This window comes from Glutamicibacter nicotianae (genome assembly GCF_006539525.1).
Taxonomy (GTDB): Bacteria; Actinomycetota; Actinomycetes; order Actinomycetales; family Micrococcaceae; genus Glutamicibacter; species Glutamicibacter nicotianae.
In genome coordinates, this window is sequence record NZ_BJNE01000006.1 from 1 (window position 1) to 19,442 (window position 19,442).

The following is a 19,442-nucleotide window of genomic DNA, read 5'->3' on the forward strand; positions in this document are numbered from 1 at the left end:
GCCTTGGCCAGTGAAATCTTGGCCAAGGCGGCACGCCATTTTCCGCGAATTACTCTAGAGCTCGATAGCTGCCACTGCCTGCACTGCACGGGCAGCTTCTGCACCCTTTTTCAGGAAATGCTCGAAATAGAAGGCCTGGTGCTCATCGTTCGAGTGGAAGTGGTGCGGGGTCAGGCTGACCGAAAAGGTCGGCACGTCGGTGTCCAGCTGCACGCGCATCAGCCCGTCGACCACAGCCTGGGCCACGAAGTCGTGGCGGTAGATGCCGCCGTCAACCACTAGGGCCGCGGCCACCACTGCATCGTACTTCCCGGTCTTCGCCAGGCGCATGGCCTGGAGCGGCATTTCGTAGGCACCGGGTACGGCAACGACGTTGATGGAGCATTCCTGCCCGGAAGCTTTCATCTCGGCCTTGAACCCGGCAAGCGCCTGGTCAACGATATCCGCGTGCCAGCTGGCCTTGATGAAGGCGATGTTCAATGGCTTGCTCATGAGTTACTCCCTGGATCTGCGTGAAATCTTCTTGTTCTTTTGATCCACCCTAGTGCTGCAGGTCTCAATGAAATAACTGGGGAAGGAGTCGGCGTAACGATTCCCCCGCTTCAGTGCCAACCCAGTTGCGGGGCCACGTGCTTGAGCACCGATTCGATGACATGTGCGTTATAATCGACGCCCGGCTGGTTTGGAACTGTCGCGGCGAACCTTGATACGCTCCAGCCGGTGCTTCGAATGCTCTGCCATCTGGCTCTCCTGCACACAGAAAACCAGCCCGCGCCTTGCGGCAACGGGCTGATCATGATGTGGCTATGATGGCACGGTCAATCTAGGCGCACCATCCTTCGTTGTGCTACCGCCAACCTAATTGCGGAGCAACATGCTTGAGCACCGATTCGATGACATGCGCGTTGTAATCCACGCCCAGCTGGTTCGGAACGGTCAGCAGCAGCGTGTCGGCTGCGGCGATCGCTTCGTCCTCGGCCAGCTTCTTGGCCAGCTCATCGGGTTCGCCGGCGTAGGACTTGCCGAAGACCGCACGGGTCTTCGCATCGATGTTGCCCACCTGGTCGGAGCTGTAGCGGTCGCGGCCGAAGTACTGCCAGTCGCGCTCGTCGGTCAGCGCGAAAATGCTGCGGCTGACCGATACCCGTGGCTCGCGGGCATGGCCGGCATCTTTCCAGGCCTGGCGGTACAGCGCGATCTGCTCGGCCTGCTGGACGTGGAAAGGCTTGCCGGATTCATCGTCCTTCAGCGTGGAGCTTTGCAGGTTCATTCCCAGCTTCGCCGCCCATACTGCGGTGGCATTGGAGCCCGAACCCCACCAGATGCGCTCGCGCAAGGTGCTGGAGTGCGGTTCGATGCGCAGCAAGCCGGGAGGGTTGGGGAACATCGGCTTGGGGCTGGGTTCGGCGAAGCCCTCGCCGGAGAGCACTTCGAGCAGCCGCTCGGCGTGGCGGCGGCCCATGTCGGCATCCGATTCGCCTTCGCGGGGCTCGAAGCCGAAATGCCGCCAACCGTCGATAACCTGCTCGGGCGAGCCGCGGCTGATGCCCAGCTGCAGCCGGCGATTGGAAATCAGGTCGGCTGAACCTGCATCCTCGGCCATGTACAACGGGTTCTCGTAGCGCATGTCGATCACGCCGGTGCCGATCTCAATGCGGCTGGTCCGTGCGCCGATGGCGGCGAGCAGCGGGAACGGGGAAGCGTATTGCTGCGCGAAGTGGTGCACGCGGAAGTAGGCGCCGTCCGCGCCGAGCTCCTCGGCTGCGACTGCCAGGTCGATGGCCTGCAGCAGTGCGTCGGATGCTGAGCGGGTGCCGGATTGCGGATGGTCGGTCCAGTGGCCAAAGGACAAAAAGCCGATGTTCTTCATGCTTGGGGCAACAAGCGGCCGCATCCCGTTATTCCGCGGCGGACCAGCACGGCTAGCGGCGCAGCAGCCGCCTATCCGAAAGCCCTGCGGCCCTATCCGGCTCCGCGTCGTTCATGCTGGACCAGATGCTGTCCAGGGAAAGGTCCAGCACTGCTGCAATGGCGGCGATGGTTGAGAACGCGGGAGTGGCTACGCGTCCGGTCTCGATTTTCCGCAATGTTTCAGGGGAAAGCCCGGCCTCGAGCGCGATATCGAGGATGGTGCGTTCCCCGCGCGCCCGCCGAAGCAGTGCACCAAGGTTCTTTCCCTGCTCGATTTCGCGGGGAGTAAGCGGCAATCTGACCATGGAAAAATTATAGTACCGGTAAAGTTTGACCGGTATAATAATTGGAATGATTGAGATACTCACCCCCAGCGAACTGGACCGCGCCCGGGACACCGGACGCCTTGTTGGCACCATCCTGCAAACGCTCAAGAACCGGGTCAAGGTCGGCACCAACCTCCTGGAAATCGACACCTGGACCAAGGAACTGATCGAGGAAGCCGGCGCGGAATCCTGCTATGTCGATTACGCCCCCGCCTTCGGCAATGGTCCCTTCGGACACTACATCTGCACCGGTGTCAACGACGCGGTGCTGCATGGCTTGCCGTACGACTATGCGCTCGCCGACGGCGACCTGCTGACCTTGGATTTGGCGGTGAAGCTGCGCGGCATCGCTTCGGACGCGGCCATCAGCTTCATTGTGGGAGAGAAGCAGCGGGCAGAAGATCTCAAGATGATCGAGGTAACCCAGCGCGCCTTGGCCGCAGGTATCGCAGCTGCGGTCCCGGGAGCCAAGATTGGCGATATTTCCTTCGCTATTGGCTCGGTGCTCACCGCCGAAGGTTATCCGGTGAACCTGGAATTCGGCGGCCACGGCATCGGCAGCACGATGCACCAGGACCCGCACGTGTCCAATGACGGCCGTGCAGGCCGGGGCTACACGCTGCGCCCGGGCCTGCTGCTCGCGCTTGAACCCTGGATCATGGAAGACACCAGCAAGCTGGTCACTGATAAGGATGGGTGGACTCTGCGCAGCTCCACCGGCTGCCGCACCGCGCATACCGAGCACACCATCGCGATCACGGATACCGGAGCCGAGATCCTCACCCTGCCAAAGAACTAGCAGGGTCCAGGGCAAGGCCAGGCCAGTGTCGCGGCCGCTTCATGCAGGGCGGCGCGGCACCGGCTAGGATCGCGGACCAGGCCAGCTGGCAGCGCCCCGGCAAAATCCCAGCCATGGCCGGCGGCCATGTTCCGCAGATTCGCCAGATTTCGTTGATGCAGCGGCTCGGGCTGTTCCGGATAGCTGCCCAGCAGCAACGTGCCCCGGGTGAAACCGCGGGTACTGCAGGCCTCCAGGGTCAATGCCGTATGGTTCAGCGTTCCCAGATCCGGGCGGGCGGCCACGACGAGGCTGGCCCCCACGGCCTGCGCCAGATCGGCGATGGTTTCCCCGGCCGCTGTCAGCTCCACAAGCAAGCCGCCGGCCCCCTCGATGATCACCACATCATGCGTGGCATCGAGCTCGCCGACCTGCTGCACGTGCTGGGCCAAGGTGGGCAGCACAGCAGCCGGATCCAGCCCAGCGCACAGCGCTGCATCCACCGGTGCCATCGGGTGGCGCAGGCGCACCCCTTCGAAGGCCGAGAGCTGGCCGGGATTGCCCAGCCAGCGTGCCACATCCTGGGCGTCCCCGGGTTCTGACTTGCCCAGACCGGTCTGCGTCGGCTTGTAGATGGCGACGCTGTGCCCGTGGGACAGTGAGCGGGCGGCCAGCACCGCGGTGGCTACGGTCTTTCCGACCTCGGTATCGGTTCCGGTCATTGCATGGATCATTCCAGCATCCTCTCTGCAGGGTAGACGATGGGCACTGCGGGTGGCGCCTGGAATGACAGCAGATGGCCGAAGGGCACGGGCGGCCCATCGGCGACGGCCAGCGGCAGGCAGCGTGCGGTTTCGGAGAGCACCAGCTCGGTTTCCATCCTGGCCAGGGAAGCGCCCAAGCACCGGTGGATCCCGTAGCCGAAAGCCAGCGAATCATCGCCGGCGGCGCCGAGCTCGCCACCGGCCAAGCGCAGCACCAGCTGCTCCCCGGTGGCGAATTCCAGGTCCCCGATCCGCGTGTCCTTGAGGGCAATGCGCCGCCAGGTCGGCACCGAAGAGGCCCGGGCCAGCACCTCGCGCACCAGCCCCTGGGCCGCGGCCTCATCCGTGCCCGCTTGGGCCAGGGCTTCCCAGCGATGATCATGCAACGCCGAATGCAACGCGGTCTGGATGAGCATCGAAGTGGTTTCCTGTCCGGCGATGCCCAGGAAATAAGCCAGCGAGCGGATCTGGGGTTCGGATACCCCGGCCCGGTGCAATGCGGCGTAGAGATTCCCATCGTCGCGTTGCACTGCTTGGTGCACCGATGCATCCAGCCAGCCGTAGTATTGTGCCGCGCTGCGGGCAAGCACCAGCTGCCGCTGCGCATCGGGCCAACCCCAGAACAGCTCCAGCGAGTCCCGGCTCCAGGCCTTGAGCGTCCCCAGCTCGGGCACCGGCACCCCGGTGAGCCGGGCCATGGCTTCCACCGGGATCACGGCTGCCAATTCGGTGGCCAGATCCGCCGATTCCCCGTTGCGCAGCCTGGGTTCGAGGTCCGCGCAGATCCCGCGCACACGGTCGAGGATCGGCTCGCGCTGGGCACGGACCTTGGCGGGGCTGAAGAATCCAGCGACAATCCTGCGCACTTCCAGATGCGCTGGGCCCGAAGCGCTGGCCAGCACCTCGGGAAGCGCGAAGCGCGCCCGGGCAAGGATCCGCAGCGCGGCAGGTTCCGGTTCCACCGCAGTGGACAGGGCATTGGCCGGCGAGAACTCATCGGGCCGCGCCAGGATGGCGCGGACGGTGTCCGGATCCTCGATGCTCCGGTAGCGCGCGTTGACAACGTCCGGGTAGGCCTCGGACAGCGGCCCGGCGAGCGGTGCAAGGTCCAAGGCGCTCGCCGTCGCGGCGTAAGGGCAGCTCATGAATCCTCCTGGATGATGGCGCGGGCTACCGCGTGGACAGCCGCAGATAATTCCGGGTGCCCGTGGTGGGCATGGGCGGTGAGCCGGATGCGGGAGATGCCATCGGGCACGCTGGGCGGTCGGAAGCAGGCTACCGAGATGCCCTGGGCGGCCAGCGTTTCGGCCGCCCGGGTTGCGGCGCCGGCACTGGGCATCTTCACCGAGAGCACGGCTCCGGCTCCGGCTTCCACGTGGCCGGCCACGGCCGGGTGGGCTTGCAGCTGGTCGCGGATCAGCAGTGCATTCTCCGCCAGTGCGCCACGGCGTTGCGGCCCGGCCAAGCGCAAGGCCGCCAGCGCTCCGGCTGCCGCGGCAGGGGATAGCGCGGTATCGAAGATGAAGGTGCGGGCAGTGTTGACCAGATGATCGCGCAGTGCCACCGCGCCAGGCCCGCCCATGAGCACCGCGCCGCCCTGCGACCCCAGGGCCTTGGACAAGGTCGCCGTGGACACTACCCGTCCGTGGCCAGCCAGTCCGGCGGCCAGCACTGCGGAGCCTTGGCCGGTGGCAGCCAGCGAATGCGCTTCGTCCACCAGCAGCAAAGCGCCGAACTCGGCGCACAGTGCCGCCAGCCCGGGCAGCGGCGCGGCGTCGCCGAATACCGAATAGACGGATTCGACCACCAGCAGCACGCGGGGCTTGGGGCGCTGGGCGCTGCAGTTGGCTTCCAGCAGGCGGGTGAAATCAGCCAGGTCGTTATGCGCTGCGGTGGCGACCTCGGCACCCGATAGCCGGGCGCCGTCGATCAGGCTGGCGTGGGCATGCGCGTCGAGGATGAACAGGCTTCCCGGACCGCCGAGGGCGGCGAGTACCCCGAGGTTGGCGGTGTAGCCGCTGGAGAACACCAGGGCGGCTTGGCGCTGGGCGTAGTCGCAGAGCCCGGCTTCCAGCTCGCGATGCACCGGCAGGGTTCCGGCGGCCACCCGGCTGGCCGAAGCTCCGGCGCCGTAATCCAGGGCGGCCTGAGCGGCGGCCTGCCGGATATCGCGGTGCCCGGACAACCCCAGATAGTCGTTGGAAGACAAGTCGAAGAGCCCCGCCGCGGCCGTGTCCTCGCGTTGCAGCCCCCGCCGCTGGCGCACCGTGGCGCGCGTGGCCAGCCAGGAGTCCCAACCCGGCTCAGCCATGGACCTGCTCCACGGCGCCCACCACGCCGCGGCCCAGGACCGCGAGCTGTTCGGGGGTGCTGATATATGGCGGCATCACGTAGACCAGGTTCCGGAAGGGACGGATCCAGACCCCGCGCTGGACGGCAGCTTCGGTCACCTCGGCCACCTTCACCGGGGAGGCGAGCGCAATGGCCCCCACCCCGCCCAGCACCCGCACCTCCTGCACCGAGGCCAGATCAGCGGCCGGTGCCAAGTGGGTGCGCAACCCGGATTCCAAGGTGGCGAGCTGCTGCCGCCACGGAGCGCGCTCTGCCGAGGTGCCCGGTTCCCCGGCGAGCAGATCCAGCGAAGCGCAAGCCACCGCGCAGGCCAGCGGGTTGCCCATGAACGTCGGACCGTGCAGCAATGCCGCGCCCTCCGAGTCCCCGCTGCCGGACAGGGCCGAAGCGATCCGCGAAGAGCACAGCATCGCCGCCAGGGTCAGATACCCGCCGGTCAGCGCCTTGCCCACGCACATGATGTCCGGTTCGATGCCGGCATGCTGCACCGCGAACAGCAGCCCGGTGCGCCCGAAGCCGGTGGCGATTTCGTCGGCGATCAGCACCAGTCCGTGGCGGTCTGCCAGCTCGCGCAGGGTGCGCAGCACCGCAGGGGGATAGATGTGCATCCCGCCGGCTCCCTGCAGCACCGGCTCGAAGACGATCCCGGCCAGCGTGGTGGCGTGGGCCGCGATCAGCTCGTGCGTTTCCTGTTCCCATTGCGCCAATTCGGCGGCTGAATATTCCCAGCCGCCGGCGGCGTCGCGGCGCGCCGCAGGAGGCTTGGGCAGGAACAGCTCGCCGGAGGAGCGCGGGGCGAACGCGGCATGCATGCCGTCCACCGGATCGCAGATGCCCATGGTGGCGAAGGTATCCCCGTGGTAGCCGCCGCGCAGCGCGGCAAAGCGGTGGCGTCCGGTGCGGCCCTTGGCCTCCTGGTATTGCAGGGCGAGCTTCAGCGCTACTTCGACGCTGATCGACCCGGAGTCGGCCAGGAACACGTGGCGCAAGCTCTCCGGGGCCAGCGCGACCAGGCGTTCGGCCAGTTCGATGGCCGGCTGGTGGGTCAGGCCGCCGAACATCACGTGGCTGAAGCGCTCCAGCTGGCCGCGGGCCGCGGCATCCAGAGCTGGGTGGCGATAGCCGTGCACCGTCGACCACCATGAGGACATCCCGTCGATGACCTCCCGCCGGGTTCCTGCGGCGTCTTCCAGGACCAGCTGGGCGCCGTGCGCCTCGCGCACCGCATAGTGCGCGCCGGCATCCAGGGAAGCATAGGGGTGCCAGAGCAGCCCGGCATCCCTCTCCAGCAGCGTCGTTCCGGTGGCGATCATGCGTTAGGGCTCTGCGCGGTTCCGGCGCCGCGGCGGCGCAGCACCGGTTCGGCGCTTCCGTTGCCGCTGCCGCAACCGGGGGCAGAACTGCCGCAGGACGAAGAATCAGCAGCGGAGCAGCAGGAACCTGCGCAGCCCGTGGAACCGGCATTGCCCGCATCCGATGGCTGGCGCGCTGCATGGCCGGCGGCTTCGCGCAGTTCCGCGGCCAGCTGCATCGGGTCCTTGCCCTGTTGCCCGAGCACCACGAACCCGGCGTCGGCAATCATTGCCAGGTCGGCTTTCGCATCCTGGCCTTCGCTGGTCAGGTAGTCGCCGAGGAACAGCGAATTGGCCACTTCCAGCGCGGTGGCCTGCAAGGAGCGCAGGTGCATCTCGCGACCGCCGGCCATCCGCAATTCCTTGTCCGGGCAGGCCATGCGCACCACGGCCAGGATCCGCAGGCAGGCCAGCGGTGTCAGGTTCCAGGTCCCTTCCAGCGGGGTGCCATCGAATGGCATCAGGAAGTTCACCGGAATGGAATCGGCATCCAGCGCGCGCAGTGCGAAGATCGCCTCGACGAGTTGCTCTGGGGTTTCGCCCAGGCCGACGATGAGCCCCGAGCAGGGGGAGAGGCCGGCGGCCTGGGACTGCTGGACGGTGGAGACACGCTCGTCAAAGCTGTGCGTGCTGCAGATTTCCGGGTAGAGGGATTCGGCAGTATTCAGATTGTGGTTGTAGGCATCGGCACCGGCCTCCTTGAGCCGCTGGGCCTGCCCCTGCTTCAGGATGCCCAGGCAGGCGCAGACCTCGACTTCGGGATGGTCTTCCTTCAGCGCGCCGATCATCGTGGCCACCCGGTCGACATCGCGGTCCGTGGGCCCCTTTCCGGAGGCCACCATGCAGACCCGCGAGGCGCCGCCGGCGATGCCCAGGCCGGCCTGGTGCACCGCTTCTTCGGGCTTGAGCCAGGTGTACTTCAGGATTTCAGCTTTGGAGCCCAAGCGCTGCGAGCAGTAGGTGCAGTCCTCGGGGCACAGGCCGGACTTCAGGTTGACCAGGTAGTTGACTTTCACCGTGTTGCCGAAATGCTTGCGCCGAAGCAGTCCGGCCGCGTTGACCAGCCGTGTCGTGTCGGCGTCCGGCGTTGCCAGCAGGCCGAGGGCTTCTGCCTCGGTGAGCTGGTGGCCGTCGGCGATGCGGACGGCCAGCTCGGTGAAATCTGCGGTGCCGATGCGATGCGTGGAGATACTCATGGGGTCCTTAGCGTGGTTGGGCGACTGCCTGCCAAGAATCAGCCAGTCCTGAACGGTGTTCAATTGCTGGCCTCAATGTAGCACGAAAAGCCCCTAACTTGAACAATGTTCAAGTTAGGGGCTTGCACTGCTCCGCATGCGGCATCTGCTGCTCAGCTGGTGGTCTTGCCCCGGTAGATCCGCGCGGCCAGCGCCCAAGCCAGGAGCGTGATGCCCGCCAGCCACGCCAGTGCTGCCCACAGCTCGGAGCCCGCGGGGTCCTGCGATAGCAAGGCGCGCAGGGAATCGGCTATCGCCGTGATCGGCTGGCGCTGCGCGCTGTGGCAGAATTCTTCGCCTCCAGGGATTTCGCGGTCAACAGCAGCACCCTAGTCAAGGGGTTGCGGGTATCGGCAGCCGATGATGATTTCAGCAGCGGGACGGGACCCGAGGTTCGCGGCGGATTGCTCGATCTTCTCCTCGCCATGGCTGGCAGGAAACAGGTGCTCCCGCGGCTTGAGGGCTCAGGGGTTGAAGAGCTCGACCGCAGGATCGCAGCGCAAGTGCGGACGTAGGCAACTGGCAGCCAGAGGTGGGGAGTGCGGGCAGCTTGATGCACGGCAATGCCCCGGCGGTGGACATTGTCCACCGCCGGGGCATGGTGCGCATGAGGGGTTGGCGGGATTAGTTGACCCCGAAGCCTCCGGTCCAAGCGATCTTCTCGCCGGCTGCCAGGGAGATCTGCATGAAGCCGATGCCTTCCAGCTCGCGGGCGCGCTTGGTGGCGCCAGCGTCGATGGCGCGTAGGCCGCCGGCCGTGACCAAATCGGCCAGCTGGGACTTGGCATCCTCGTCATCACCGGCGATCAGCACGGTGGTCGGGGTGGTTCCGACCTTGCCTTCAGCGATGGTGGAGGCGAAGTTGGTGTTGAAGGCCTTGACGACTCGCGATGAAGGCAGGGTCTTGCTGATTTCTGCGGTGGCCGAGCTGTCTGCCGGGACAGTCAGGGAATCGAAGGTCTCGAAGTTCAGCGGGTTGGTGATGTCCACGATGATCTTGCCCTCCAGCTGTTCGCCGCGCTCGGCGATGATGCCTTCGATGGCCGGGTATGGGACGGCAAGAACAATGATGTCGCCGTAGGCGGCGGTGGCTGAATCGCCCGAGCCGAGCAGCTGGATGGTGGCCCCTGCCTTGCTGAAGACTGACGAGATGGCCTGGCCCATGTTGCCCTTGCCGATGATGCTGACGTTGACCATGATGACTCCTTGGAAATGTTGATTGAAGCTTTAACTAAATACTAGGAGCAATTGATTGAAGCGTCAAGTAATTTTCCAAAGAAAATTTCACCAATAGCCACCGCACTGCTTCCAGGACTGTGGATTGGGGCGTTGACTAGGCCAATGAACGGCAGTGCCGCCGCACCCGATCTGGGCGCGGCGGCACTGGGGAAAGTAATCGGTCAGGACACCGGGGCGGCCACGGCGGCCAACGGGTTCTCCAGATCCCCTGCATAGAGCAGGCCGCCGGATTGGTCGGCCAGGTCGAGCATCTGCTGGTTATTGCGCAACTGCAAGCGGTTCAGGCAAGAGAGCGGGAAACTCTGTGCAAAGAGCCCCAGCTCGTCGAAGCGGCCAGCGAACTGCGGGTGCTGCCCACGGTACTCAAGCAGCCGATCCACCACGGTCTTCCAGAATCCAGCTTCGGACAGCAGGCCTTCGGCATCCAGCAGCGGGGCGAGGAAGCGGAAGAACGAATCGAAGACATCCGTGAAGACCGACAAGACCGGGTCTCCTCCGGTACGCACCCGGCGGATCTCCTCCGGCAGTTCCACCCGATCCGACAGCACCGCAATCTCTTCGCCCAAATCCTTGAGCAGCACCTTCTTCACGACACCGTTTTCCAGCACCATGATTACGTTCTCGCCATGCGGCATGAACACCAGATCATAGGCTGCCAGGCAATGCACCAGCGGAATCAGGTAGGCATCCAGATAGCGGCTCAGCCACTCGGCCGGAGCCAGTCCGCTGCGGCGAATAAGGGCGCCGGCAAAGGATCGGCCGGATGCATCGACGTGCAGCAAGCTGGCCATCGTGGCCAGCTTCTCTTCCGGGCCGAGCAGGCTGATCGGGGACTCCCGCCACAGCGCGGCGAGCATCTTCCGCTGCGGATCGCTCTTGGTCGTTGCCGCTTCGAACTGCGGGTTGCGGTAGCCGACGGCCGCGATTTCCCGCAGCAGGGCGACCGGCTGGGTGGAGAGCACCGGGTCCTTTGCAAACAGCTCGCCCAGCCACTGGTTGATGGCCGGAGTCACCTTCATGTACTCGGCACTCAAGCCGCGCATGAAGCCCATGTTCAAGATCGACATTGCCGTCTTGACGTAGTGGCGGTGCGGGGTGGACAGGTTGAAGAAGGTGCGGATCGACTGCTGCGCCTGGTATTCGTCGGCGCCGATGCCGAGCCAGATCAATTGCTTGCGGGCAATGTCGTTGGCGAATGTGATCGACAGGCGGTTCTCCCACTGCCAGGGATGTACCGGAATGAACAGGTAGTCTTCGGGTGCATAGCCGGTACCGAACAGGGCGGCCTCCAAGGCCTCGTCCAGTCGCTGGCGTTCGGCTGGATCCAGCTCGCTAGCCAGCAGGCCTTCGTAATCCAGCGAATCGATGGCATCGAATTGCGCCCGGGACTTGTGGGCTGCCGCCCAGCCAAGGTGCAGGGCGGCCCCGGTTTCGGGGGCGTACTTCAGGTAGTCGGTGCGTCCGATGCCCATGCGTCCATTGTTGGCAACGAAGCACGGGTGCCCCTCGGTCATCGAGGATTCGATGAGCTGGAATGATTGTGCGGCGCTGCCATTGAATTCGGCCAGCTGCGCTGAATCATGGGTTGCATGGACCTGCTTGTAGCAGTGGCTGCTCAACGTGGAGGAGAGCTCCTCCAGATAGGTGGGAAGCTGCGCTGGGGAGAGCGTGAGTTCCTCGGCGAAGAGCGTGATGAATTCGATGGCATCCGCGTCTGCCGGCTGCCAACTGCCGTCAACGAAAACGTGGTGTTCCACAGACTGCGGTGAAACCATCCAGTGGTTCAGCTGGTAGCGCTGGGCGCTGAAGCTGTAGCGGTGCGCGTCCTTCTGGACTGAATATCGGCTGTCGCCATGCTCGGCAGGTTCCAGCAGGCGCTCATGCGAAAATTCGCCCAAGGCCTTGGCTAGAACATGGCGATTGGCGATATCCCAACGCACGGGGGAGAGGAACGAGGATTCCAAGCGGCGGCCGGTTGCGCTCTCGAAATCCTGGCGGGTGCAAATGGACAGCAGAGCCTGCTTGATCGAGCCGTCTGCCTCGGAAAGCTCCACTGGCCGTACCGGTCGGAAGCCGACGCGGGCATTCAGCGCATGGATGGCTTTGTTGCGCACATCTGGCTCCACGATGATTCGTTCAGTTCCAGGCAGGGCGAACGCCTGGACCATGGCTGCGGCCAGCGCCTCCAGCGTGAACCCGGGCTGGGGGTTCGCTGCCTCCGGCGCCAGGAAATGCAATCCGCGATCGCCACGTACATAGTTGTACGCGTCGGCCAGTGGGGAAGCGGCTGGGTCGTAGAGCTCGACCAGGAATTTCTCGTCTCCCGAAGCGTCGATACCGAGGAGCACTTCGTATCCGGGGGTAGAGAGCAAGGTGCGGTATTCCGCTTCGATCTCCTTTTCGGTCGCATTGGGCATGCCCCAGAACGAGGCGTGTTCGGTGGCAATCCACGAATGAAGCAGCGCCGAATCGTCGGGCAGTGAAACGGGGCGGAAGGTGTAGCTGGTCATCGGTAAATCCTTAGGCTCGTGCGCTGGCATTGGAGGAAGTGGGCAGGCCGCTGAGTTCAGCGGCGCCGAATCGCTGGAAGGCGATCCGTTGCTCTACCGGGTAGACCTCGCGTCCAGCCAGGCGGTTGATGATGACCGAATTGCGGTAGGCGCCCATGCCGAGGTCCGGGGCGGTGAAGCCGTGGGTGTGCAATTCGGCGTTCTGCACGAAGATGTCCTGATCCAGCCCGATGGAATACTCGCGGTCGACATTGAATCGGCCGTCGGGGAGGTAGTCGATGCGCTGGCTGATGCCTTCCAGGAAGTCCGGCGCGCTGGCACGGTAGCCGGTTGCCATGACCAGGTTGTCGGCAAGGAACTCCAAGTCTTCTCCGGTGCGCTCATGGTGCAGGCGGACGGCCAGGTAATCCGGGTCGGCGTCGATGCTCGTGGCAGCGCAACCGGTGCGCAGGTGCACATTCGGGGCTCCATTGACGCTTCGCTGGTAGAGCTCTTCATGGATTTCGTTGATCAGATCCGCATTGATGCCCTTGTAGAGCCCCTTTTGCTCAGCTGAAAGCACATCCCGCTGGTCCATGGGCAGGGAGTGGAAGTGGTCGATGTACTCCGGAGACGTCATTTCCAAGGTGAGCTTGGTGTATTCCAGCGGGAAATAGCGTTCCGAACGGGTTGCCCACACCAGATGGTCCTTGGCTGGCAAGCTGCGCAGCAGATCCAGGAAGACTTCTGCGGCACTCTGGCCGCTGCCCAGCACAGCTGCTACCTGCGGAGATGAACCTGGTGCCCGGGGCGAAAGGATCCGTTCGCGGTGGAACGCGTAGTCGCTGGAGTGCAGCACCTTGCCGCTGGCTTGCGCTTCCGGTGTGATGACAGGCGGCAGATAAGGCTGGGTTCCGGTGCCGAGCACCAATTTATCTGCGGTGAAGCGGGTCAGTCCCGCGGCGGTGAGCACCGACAGCTGGTAGGTCCCATCGCGGTAGTCGGCTTCGAGCACCCGGTGCCCGAAACGAACGCTGTGGATATTTTCCGCCGCCCATGCCAGATAGTTGGAATACTCTTCGCGCAGGGCATAGAAGTCTTCGCGGATGTAGAACGGGTAAAGCCGCTGTTTTTCCTTGAGGTAGTTCAAGAATGAATGCTTGCTGGTCGGGTCCGCCATGGTCACCAGGTCCGCCATGAAGGGAACCTGGAGGTGGGTTCCGGGAAGCATCATCCCGGGGTGCCAGATGAACTCCTCTCCGGCTTCGAGCACGGCGACATCCAGATCGGCCAAGCCGTCGGTCAAGGCCGCAAAGCCCAGGTTGAAGGGGCCAGCTCCAATGGCGATGGCATCAAAGTGTTCGGCAGGTTGAATCATTTCTTCTCTCCAAGGGTGCGTTCGGCCAGGATGCCGGAACCAATGCTGCAGATGGCGTCGAGGATCTCGCTGATATCGGCCAGGGTCGTATTCGGATTCAGCAGCGTGAGTTTCAGCAGCCGCTTGCCCTTGACCGTCGTGGCGGCGATCATTGCCTCGCCGCTGGAATAGAGGCGCTGGCGGATCTGGTTGGCCAGTGCATTGTGCTCTGCCAGGTCCAAAGGGTGCTGCGGATCTTCAAAGGAGAAGACCAGCGTGCTCAGCTGCACATCGGCTGCCATATGCAACTGGGCGCGCATGGCCACTTCCTGCTGCGCGTCCTCGGCCAACGCAATGACCTGGTCGAACATGTCGCCCAGGCGTTGAGCCCCCAAGGAGCGCAAGGTGACCCACAGCTTCAGCGCATCGAAGCGCCGAGTGGTCTGCAACGACTTCGCCACCTGGTTAGGGGTGGCGTCGGCCTCCGCACGCGGGTTCAGATACTCGGCATAGTGGGCGATGGATTCCATGGAAGCCGCAGAGCGGACCACCAAGGCGCTTGAACCGATGGGCTGGAAGAACGATTTGTGGTAGTCGACGGTGACCGAGTCGGCTTGTTCAATTCCATCCAGCCGGTGGCGGTGGGAACTGGAGGCGAGCAGACCGCAACCGTACGCGGCGTCGACGTGGAACCAAGCACCGACTTCCGTGGCGATGGCACGCAACTGGGGCAGCGGATCGATGGCCCCGAAGTCGGTATTCCCGCTGGTGGCGGAGATGGCCATGGGCACCAGGCCGGCGGCGCGATCCGCGTCAAGTTGCACGCGCAAGGCCTGGATATCCATGCGGTGCTGGGCGTCGGTAGGGATGGACACGGCTGCGTCGTAGCCCAGGCCCAGGAGCATCGCGGCGTTGCGAATCGAGAAATGCGCGTCCTCCGAGCAGTAGATCCGCAGGTTGGCCAGCCGTTCAGGCAAAGTTCCGCGCAGCTTCGCGGTCGCGGTGTTCCGCGCGATCAGCATGGCTTGGAGGTTGGATTGCGTTCCGCCAGAGGTGAAGATTCCATCGGCCTGCCCGGCCTCGAAGCCGATCAGCTCGGCGGTGAACTCGATGAGCTTGCGTTCGATCAGTGTGGCTCCGGCGCTCTGGTCGAAAGTGTCCATCGAGGTGTTGATGCTCGTGACGAAGTTTTCGGCGGCGACTGCAGGGATCACGACGGGGCAGTTCAAGTGCGCAGCATACTTCGGGTCGTGGAAGTAGACCGCGTCGTTGAAGTACAACTCGTTCAACTCGGTGAACGAGTCCTGGGTCGAACCCAAGGGGCGATGCAGATCGACCAGGTCGATGCGTGCTTTCAGCTGCTGCGGGGTCGGTCCGGTTGTCGGCGCGTTGACCGATGCCAATCGGTTGGCCACACGTGAGATGGCATCACGTGATTCGTTTTCGTAGACGTGGACGGTGTCTGCGCAGAGCAGCGCATCGTCGTAGATCGGCAGCGGCAGATCAGGTATTTGCAGGGTAGGCAGTGAGGCACCCAAGAGCATGCTCCTCAGATAGAGACAATCAATAGTTGGTCAGGCTCACCTAACAAGAATCAATTAACAACACACTTCAATTAGTTAATGCAAGCCGAGTAATTCGATGGATTCTCCCAGGGAAAAATTTCTCAATTTTCGCATCAGTGGCACGTGGTTGTGGTAAGTTGCCCTCTGACCTGTATGTTGATGTTTCAATAATTAGCTCTTTCAATAGCGAAGCGGAGTAATCGACTCGACTTGTAGCGTTCAAGAAGTATCGCTAATCGTTTGATTGTGTTTTCAGCGCAAGTATGTATGATCAAACAGTTGGAACAAGGGAGGGCAGGTGACTACGGTAAGCCCACGGAAAGCCGAGCGATCCCAGCGTCTGCTCCTCGGGGCGAATGCCACTGACGCGGCAGGACGCTCGCTATCGGATATCACGATTGACCTGTTGTTCGTTGGCGCCCTCGGGGCAACCGCCATGCAAATGGGCATGCTCAATACGCTTGGTTCCCTGGCCTTCGTGCTCGCAAGCATTCCCGCGGGCCATATGGTCGACAAGTATTCCGCGTTCCGTGTGCTGCGCATCGGTCTCGGGGCCAAGCTGTTCCTGCTGGGGTGCTTGGCGGTGCTGTCATCCGCAGACGCGCTATCGATCCCGATGGGAATGCTGCTGTGCGCATTGCTTGGCATCTGCAACGTCTTTTCCGAAACGTCGCAAACCACTGCCGTCCCGCAACTCATCGAAGATGATCCCGAGAACCGATCAGCGGGAATCAGCAAGCTGATCGCCTCGCTGAGCGCGGCGGACCAATCCATGACAGTGGTTGTCCCGGCCCTTGCGGGAACCGGCTTCGCACTGTGGGGAGCGCCGCCACTGCTGGGCATCTCGGCGGCACTGGGCCTGCTGGCCTTGCTGATGGCGCTGCGTGTGCATTCCCATCGCCCATCGCAAGGCCTTGGTGGCACGCTCAAGCCGTCGACCGAACAAGGCGGCATGCTCGCCGGCCTCAGATATCTTTTCCGGCATCGGCTGCTCTTGGCGATCACGGTTGCCGTGATGTTCTCCAACTTGGGGTTGGCCATCGGCTCGTCGGTGGAGGCGATCTTCATCATCAACGAGCTCGGCTTTGGCGAATTCGGGTACGGCATCTTCGTCTCGATTGGCGGCATCGGCGGGCTGATCGGCGCAGCAGTCGCAGGAAAGCTGGCTGGGAAGTTTCCGCCGGCAACGCTATTGGTCTGCACCGGTTCACTGCAGGCGGCATTGACTGGCTGCGTACTGGCCGCAGCCTACGTACCAGAACTGTGGTCCATGGTGCTGCTGGGCACGTTCTCGTTGGGCTGGGGAATCATCGTGCTGCTCTTCAACATTGCTGCCTCCTCATGGGTCGTGCAGATCGTTCCCGAGCACCTGCTGGGACGAGTCCTCAGTGCACGACGGCTATTCACCTTTGGAGTGGTTCCCGTCGGCGGTTTGGCTGGCGGCGCAGTGGCCAGCGCATGGGGGATTGCCGCCGGACTGCTTGGCTGGGTTGTTGCCGCGGCCCTCTCGGTTATCAGCTATCTGGCGATGCGCGGCCCGGCAACCCGTTAGGCTGGACAGCGTAAGCACCACGAACTAAAGGCAACTGCGCACGTGAAACTCGTTATCGACGCTCGATACACCCGCATCACCCACCACGACGGCATCAGCCGGTACACCGCTGGGTTGATCGAAGCCGCCAGCAAAGTTGCCGACGTCACGATGCTGGTCAACGACACCAGGCAACTGGGTATGCTTCCAGATGTCCCGTATTTGAAGATTTCCGGACCCACCAGTGTGTTCGAACCGTTCGTGGCCTTGCAGGTCAATAAGCTCAACCCTGATGTCGTGTTTTCGCCCATGCAAACCATGGGGACCGTGGGGCGAAAATATCCCGTGATCCTGACCCTGCATGATTTGATCTACTACTCGCATCCGCACGCGCCGAAATTCCTGCCCCTGCCGATCCGTGCCGGGTGGTTCCTGTTCCACCAGGTCTACTGGCCGCAAAGAATGCTGCTGAATCGTGCCGACGCGGTAGCTACCGTCTCCAACACCACCGCCAAGCTGATGCGCAAGCATCGATTGACCAAGAAGCATATTGGCTTGGTCTCCAACGCACCGACGGGAAACTTTGCACGCCGGGACCAGGCGAAGCGGCCAAGGAAGACCCTGATCTATATGGGCTCTTTCATGGAATACAAGAATGCCGAGACGCTCATCCGAGGTATGGCGCATCTGCCCGACTATGAGCTGCATCTGCTCAGCGGGATCAGCGAACAGCGTCATGCCGAATTAACCAAGCTCATTCCTTCAGGTGCCACTGTGGTATTCCACCGGGGAGTCAGCGATGAGGAATACGAACGGTTGCTCAGCGAGTGCACGGCTTTGGTCACCCTTTCGCGCGAAGAAGGCTACGGCCTGCCACTGGTTGAAGCCATGAGCATGGGAACTCCGGTGATTGCCACCGACATGCCGATCTTCCGGGAAGTCGCAGAAGACGCCGCGCTGTATGCGTCGGCAGATGATGCGCAGGGTTTCGCGGACCAAGTACGCACCCTGGATGAGCCCGGAGCCTGGAAAGAATATTCGCAACGGGCTGTGGAACGAGCCGCCCACTACTCATGGGAGCAGTCGGCGCAGCAGCTGCTGGAGCTGGCCAGGTATGCGGCAGATCACAGAAAGTAATTTGCTTCGCAGCGGCGGTTGAGCACCTTGTCGCACGCGAATAATGGCGGAAAATCGGGGAAGGGAACGTGTGCTCCGCATGAGGAGCTGCCGATTTGAAAACCGGACTTGGCCAGTGCTAAAGTATTACTCGTTGCATTCCTCCATAGCTCAATTGGCAGAGCATTCGACTGTTAATCGAAGGGTTACTGGTTCAAGTCCAGTTGGAGGAGCCAAGAAAACCTCCCAGTTGCACCAGCAACTGGGAGGTTTTGCTTTACCCGAAAACAGTGGTGCCGGTGCGCAAAATTGAAGTGAAAACCCGGCAACGCCTGAATCTCCTATAACCACAGGTGATTAGACGATAGACTTTCGAATCGTTACCAGTTACACCCACAGCATGAGATAAAGCAGTGGGTTTTACGCCTGAAGACTGAGTCGTATGCGGCAACCGGGGTGTTAGCGTTTGTTGTACCGGTTGCTGAGCGATCGAGAATATGGAGAAACCATGTCTGAAGCTGAATCGACGCAAGCTGACGAAAGCCTTAAGTCGAGTGTCAAGAGTGCTAAGGCGCAGGTTGATGGACTCAAGGAGCTTGTTCCACAACAGCTCTCGGACGAGATCAAGCTTGCGACCACCGTGCTCAAGGGCAAGGGAATCAGCATTGGCATGGCCGCGGCGCTTGCAGGCGCCGCACTGCTCGTAGTGCTGCTCTTCGTCATTGCCGTAGTAGTAACCCTGGTCAACGTGTTGGCTCTTTGGCTGCCAGGTTGGGCCGCCGCATTGATCGTTGCAGGTTTCTTCTTGCTGATTGCCGCCATCTTGGGATTGGTCGGATATTCAAAGGTCAAGAAGGCACTGCCGCTGAAGCCGGAAGCAGCTATTCGCGGACTCCGCCACGATTTTGGCGTGCTCAAGGATGGCAGCGCCTTCGATGTCAGCACTCTTGACGAGCCGCTGAAGAAGAAGTCGGCTGAGGATGATGAGTCCGCAGACAAGAAGAAGGAACCGAAGCCGCCGGCACCGAGCGCCGATGAGCTGGTCCTTCGCACCAAGCGTCGCCGCCGCCAGATCCAGGCACTGCGTGACAACCTGGGCGAAAGCGTGCAGGCTCCGCTGGCCAAGATCGACAAGGTGCGTTCCTTCACCCACGGTGCTGGAGAAAAGTTTGCCGGGGCAGCGGCCAAGGCCAAGGGATTTGTCCGCCCTTCCTCGTCTTCGTCTTCCGAAGACCAATCGGAGGCTGACAGAGCCGGCTCGCACCGCGCTGAACAGGCACGTCCATATATCGTGATGGCAGGCTCCGGGCTGGCACTGGTCGCTGTTATCCGGGCATTGTTCAAGCGCTCCTAGGTCTTTCGCCGACGGGGCCGTGCATCGGCCTTAATACGCGTGCACCAGCCCCGTCATTTGAAAACTTAGGCTA

General features: G+C 62.9%; 16 protein-coding genes and 1 tRNA gene. 5 read left to right on the forward strand and 12 right to left on the reverse strand.

What is annotated here, in order from left to right:
- Nucleotides 1-54: 54 nt before the first annotated feature.
- The 3 genes from ANI01nite_RS08460 to ANI01nite_RS08475 form a co-directional block, all read right to left on the reverse strand.
- Nucleotides 55-492 (reverse strand): 6,7-dimethyl-8-ribityllumazine synthase, encoded by a 438-nt coding sequence (locus tag ANI01nite_RS08460; protein WP_073706713.1) that lies wholly within the window; start codon nucleotides 490-492, stop codon nucleotides 55-57.
- A gap of 355 nt (nucleotides 493-847) precedes the next feature.
- Nucleotides 848-1,870, reverse strand: a complete 1,023-nt coding sequence (locus ANI01nite_RS08470; protein WP_073706714.1) for an LLM class flavin-dependent oxidoreductase — start codon at nucleotides 1,868-1,870, stop codon at nucleotides 848-850.
- 52 nt (nucleotides 1,871-1,922) lie between these two features.
- On the reverse strand, nucleotides 1,923-2,216 hold the full coding sequence (locus tag ANI01nite_RS08475) for a helix-turn-helix domain-containing protein (RefSeq protein WP_058255293.1): 294 nt from the start codon (nucleotides 2,214-2,216) through the stop codon (nucleotides 1,923-1,925).
- A gap of 46 nt (nucleotides 2,217-2,262) precedes the next feature.
- Here ANI01nite_RS08475 and map point away from each other — a divergent pair, with 46 nt between their 5' ends.
- The gene (map, locus tag ANI01nite_RS08480; protein WP_038989739.1) at nucleotides 2,263-3,036 is read left to right on the forward strand and encodes a type I methionyl aminopeptidase; all 774 of its coding nucleotides are present in this window, start codon (nucleotides 2,263-2,265) and stop codon (nucleotides 3,034-3,036) included.
- Here map and bioD read toward each other — a convergent pair.
- The 9 genes from bioD to ANI01nite_RS08525 form a co-directional block, all read right to left on the reverse strand.
- The gene (gene bioD / locus ANI01nite_RS08485) at nucleotides 3,033-3,749 is read right to left on the reverse strand and encodes a dethiobiotin synthase (protein WP_141357393.1); all 717 of its coding nucleotides are present in this window, start codon (nucleotides 3,747-3,749) and stop codon (nucleotides 3,033-3,035) included. The genes map and bioD overlap by 4 nt on opposite strands.
- A complete protein-coding gene (locus ANI01nite_RS08490) occupies nucleotides 3,746-4,924 on the reverse strand; it encodes a cytochrome P450 (RefSeq protein ID WP_141357395.1) in 1,179 nt (392 codons plus the stop codon). Before ANI01nite_RS08490 ends, bioD begins: the two co-directional genes overlap by 4 nt.
- Nucleotides 4,921-6,090 (reverse strand): aminotransferase class I/II-fold pyridoxal phosphate-dependent enzyme, encoded by a 1,170-nt coding sequence (locus ANI01nite_RS08495; RefSeq protein ID WP_141357397.1) that lies wholly within the window; start codon nucleotides 6,088-6,090, stop codon nucleotides 4,921-4,923. Before ANI01nite_RS08495 ends, ANI01nite_RS08490 begins: the two co-directional genes overlap by 4 nt.
- Entirely contained in the window at nucleotides 6,083-7,444 is a 1,362-nt protein-coding gene (gene bioA / locus ANI01nite_RS08500) for an adenosylmethionine--8-amino-7-oxononanoate transaminase (protein WP_141357399.1), read from the reverse strand. The genes ANI01nite_RS08495 and bioA overlap by 8 nt, the downstream gene beginning before the upstream one ends.
- A complete protein-coding gene (bioB, locus tag ANI01nite_RS08505; protein ID WP_141357401.1) occupies nucleotides 7,441-8,679 on the reverse strand; it encodes a biotin synthase BioB in 1,239 nt (412 codons plus the stop codon). Before bioB ends, bioA begins: the two co-directional genes overlap by 4 nt.
- A 663-nt stretch (nucleotides 8,680-9,342) precedes the next feature.
- On the reverse strand, nucleotides 9,343-9,915 hold the full coding sequence (locus tag ANI01nite_RS08510; RefSeq protein WP_141357403.1) for an NADPH-dependent F420 reductase: 573 nt from the start codon (nucleotides 9,913-9,915) through the stop codon (nucleotides 9,343-9,345).
- Between the two features lie 203 nt (nucleotides 9,916-10,118).
- Complete coding sequence (locus ANI01nite_RS08515) at nucleotides 10,119-12,467, reverse strand: GNAT family N-acetyltransferase (protein ID WP_141357405.1); 2,349 nt, start codon at nucleotides 12,465-12,467, stop codon at nucleotides 10,119-10,121.
- A 10-nt stretch (nucleotides 12,468-12,477) separates the two neighbouring features.
- Nucleotides 12,478-13,824, reverse strand: a complete 1,347-nt coding sequence (locus ANI01nite_RS08520) for a lysine N(6)-hydroxylase/L-ornithine N(5)-oxygenase family protein (RefSeq protein ID WP_141357407.1) — start codon at nucleotides 13,822-13,824, stop codon at nucleotides 12,478-12,480.
- Nucleotides 13,821-15,347: an aminotransferase class V-fold PLP-dependent enzyme gene (locus tag ANI01nite_RS08525; protein WP_141357409.1), complete on the reverse strand. Its 1,527-nt coding sequence runs from the start codon at nucleotides 15,345-15,347 to the stop codon at nucleotides 13,821-13,823. Before ANI01nite_RS08525 ends, ANI01nite_RS08520 begins: the two co-directional genes overlap by 4 nt.
- 319 nt (nucleotides 15,348-15,666) lie before the next feature.
- Here ANI01nite_RS08525 and ANI01nite_RS08530 point away from each other — a divergent pair, with 319 nt between their 5' ends.
- The 4 genes from ANI01nite_RS08530 (at nucleotide 15,667) to ANI01nite_RS08545 (ending at nucleotide 19,369) form a co-directional block, all read left to right on the forward strand.
- Entirely contained in the window at nucleotides 15,667-16,920 is a 1,254-nt protein-coding gene (locus ANI01nite_RS08530; protein ID WP_141357411.1) for an MFS transporter, read from the forward strand.
- Nucleotides 16,921-16,962: 42 nt separating this feature from the next.
- Nucleotides 16,963-18,036, forward strand: coding sequence for a glycosyltransferase family 4 protein (locus tag ANI01nite_RS08535; RefSeq protein ID WP_038989725.1), 1,074 nt, complete (start codon nucleotides 16,963-16,965; stop codon nucleotides 18,034-18,036).
- Between the two features lie 139 nt (nucleotides 18,037-18,175).
- Nucleotides 18,176-18,251, forward strand: a tRNA-Asn gene (locus tag ANI01nite_RS08540).
- A gap of 272 nt (nucleotides 18,252-18,523) precedes the next feature.
- Nucleotides 18,524-19,369, forward strand: a complete 846-nt coding sequence (locus ANI01nite_RS08545) for a phage holin family protein (RefSeq protein WP_052253506.1) — start codon at nucleotides 18,524-18,526, stop codon at nucleotides 19,367-19,369.
- Nucleotides 19,370-19,442: the final 73 nt, after the last annotated feature.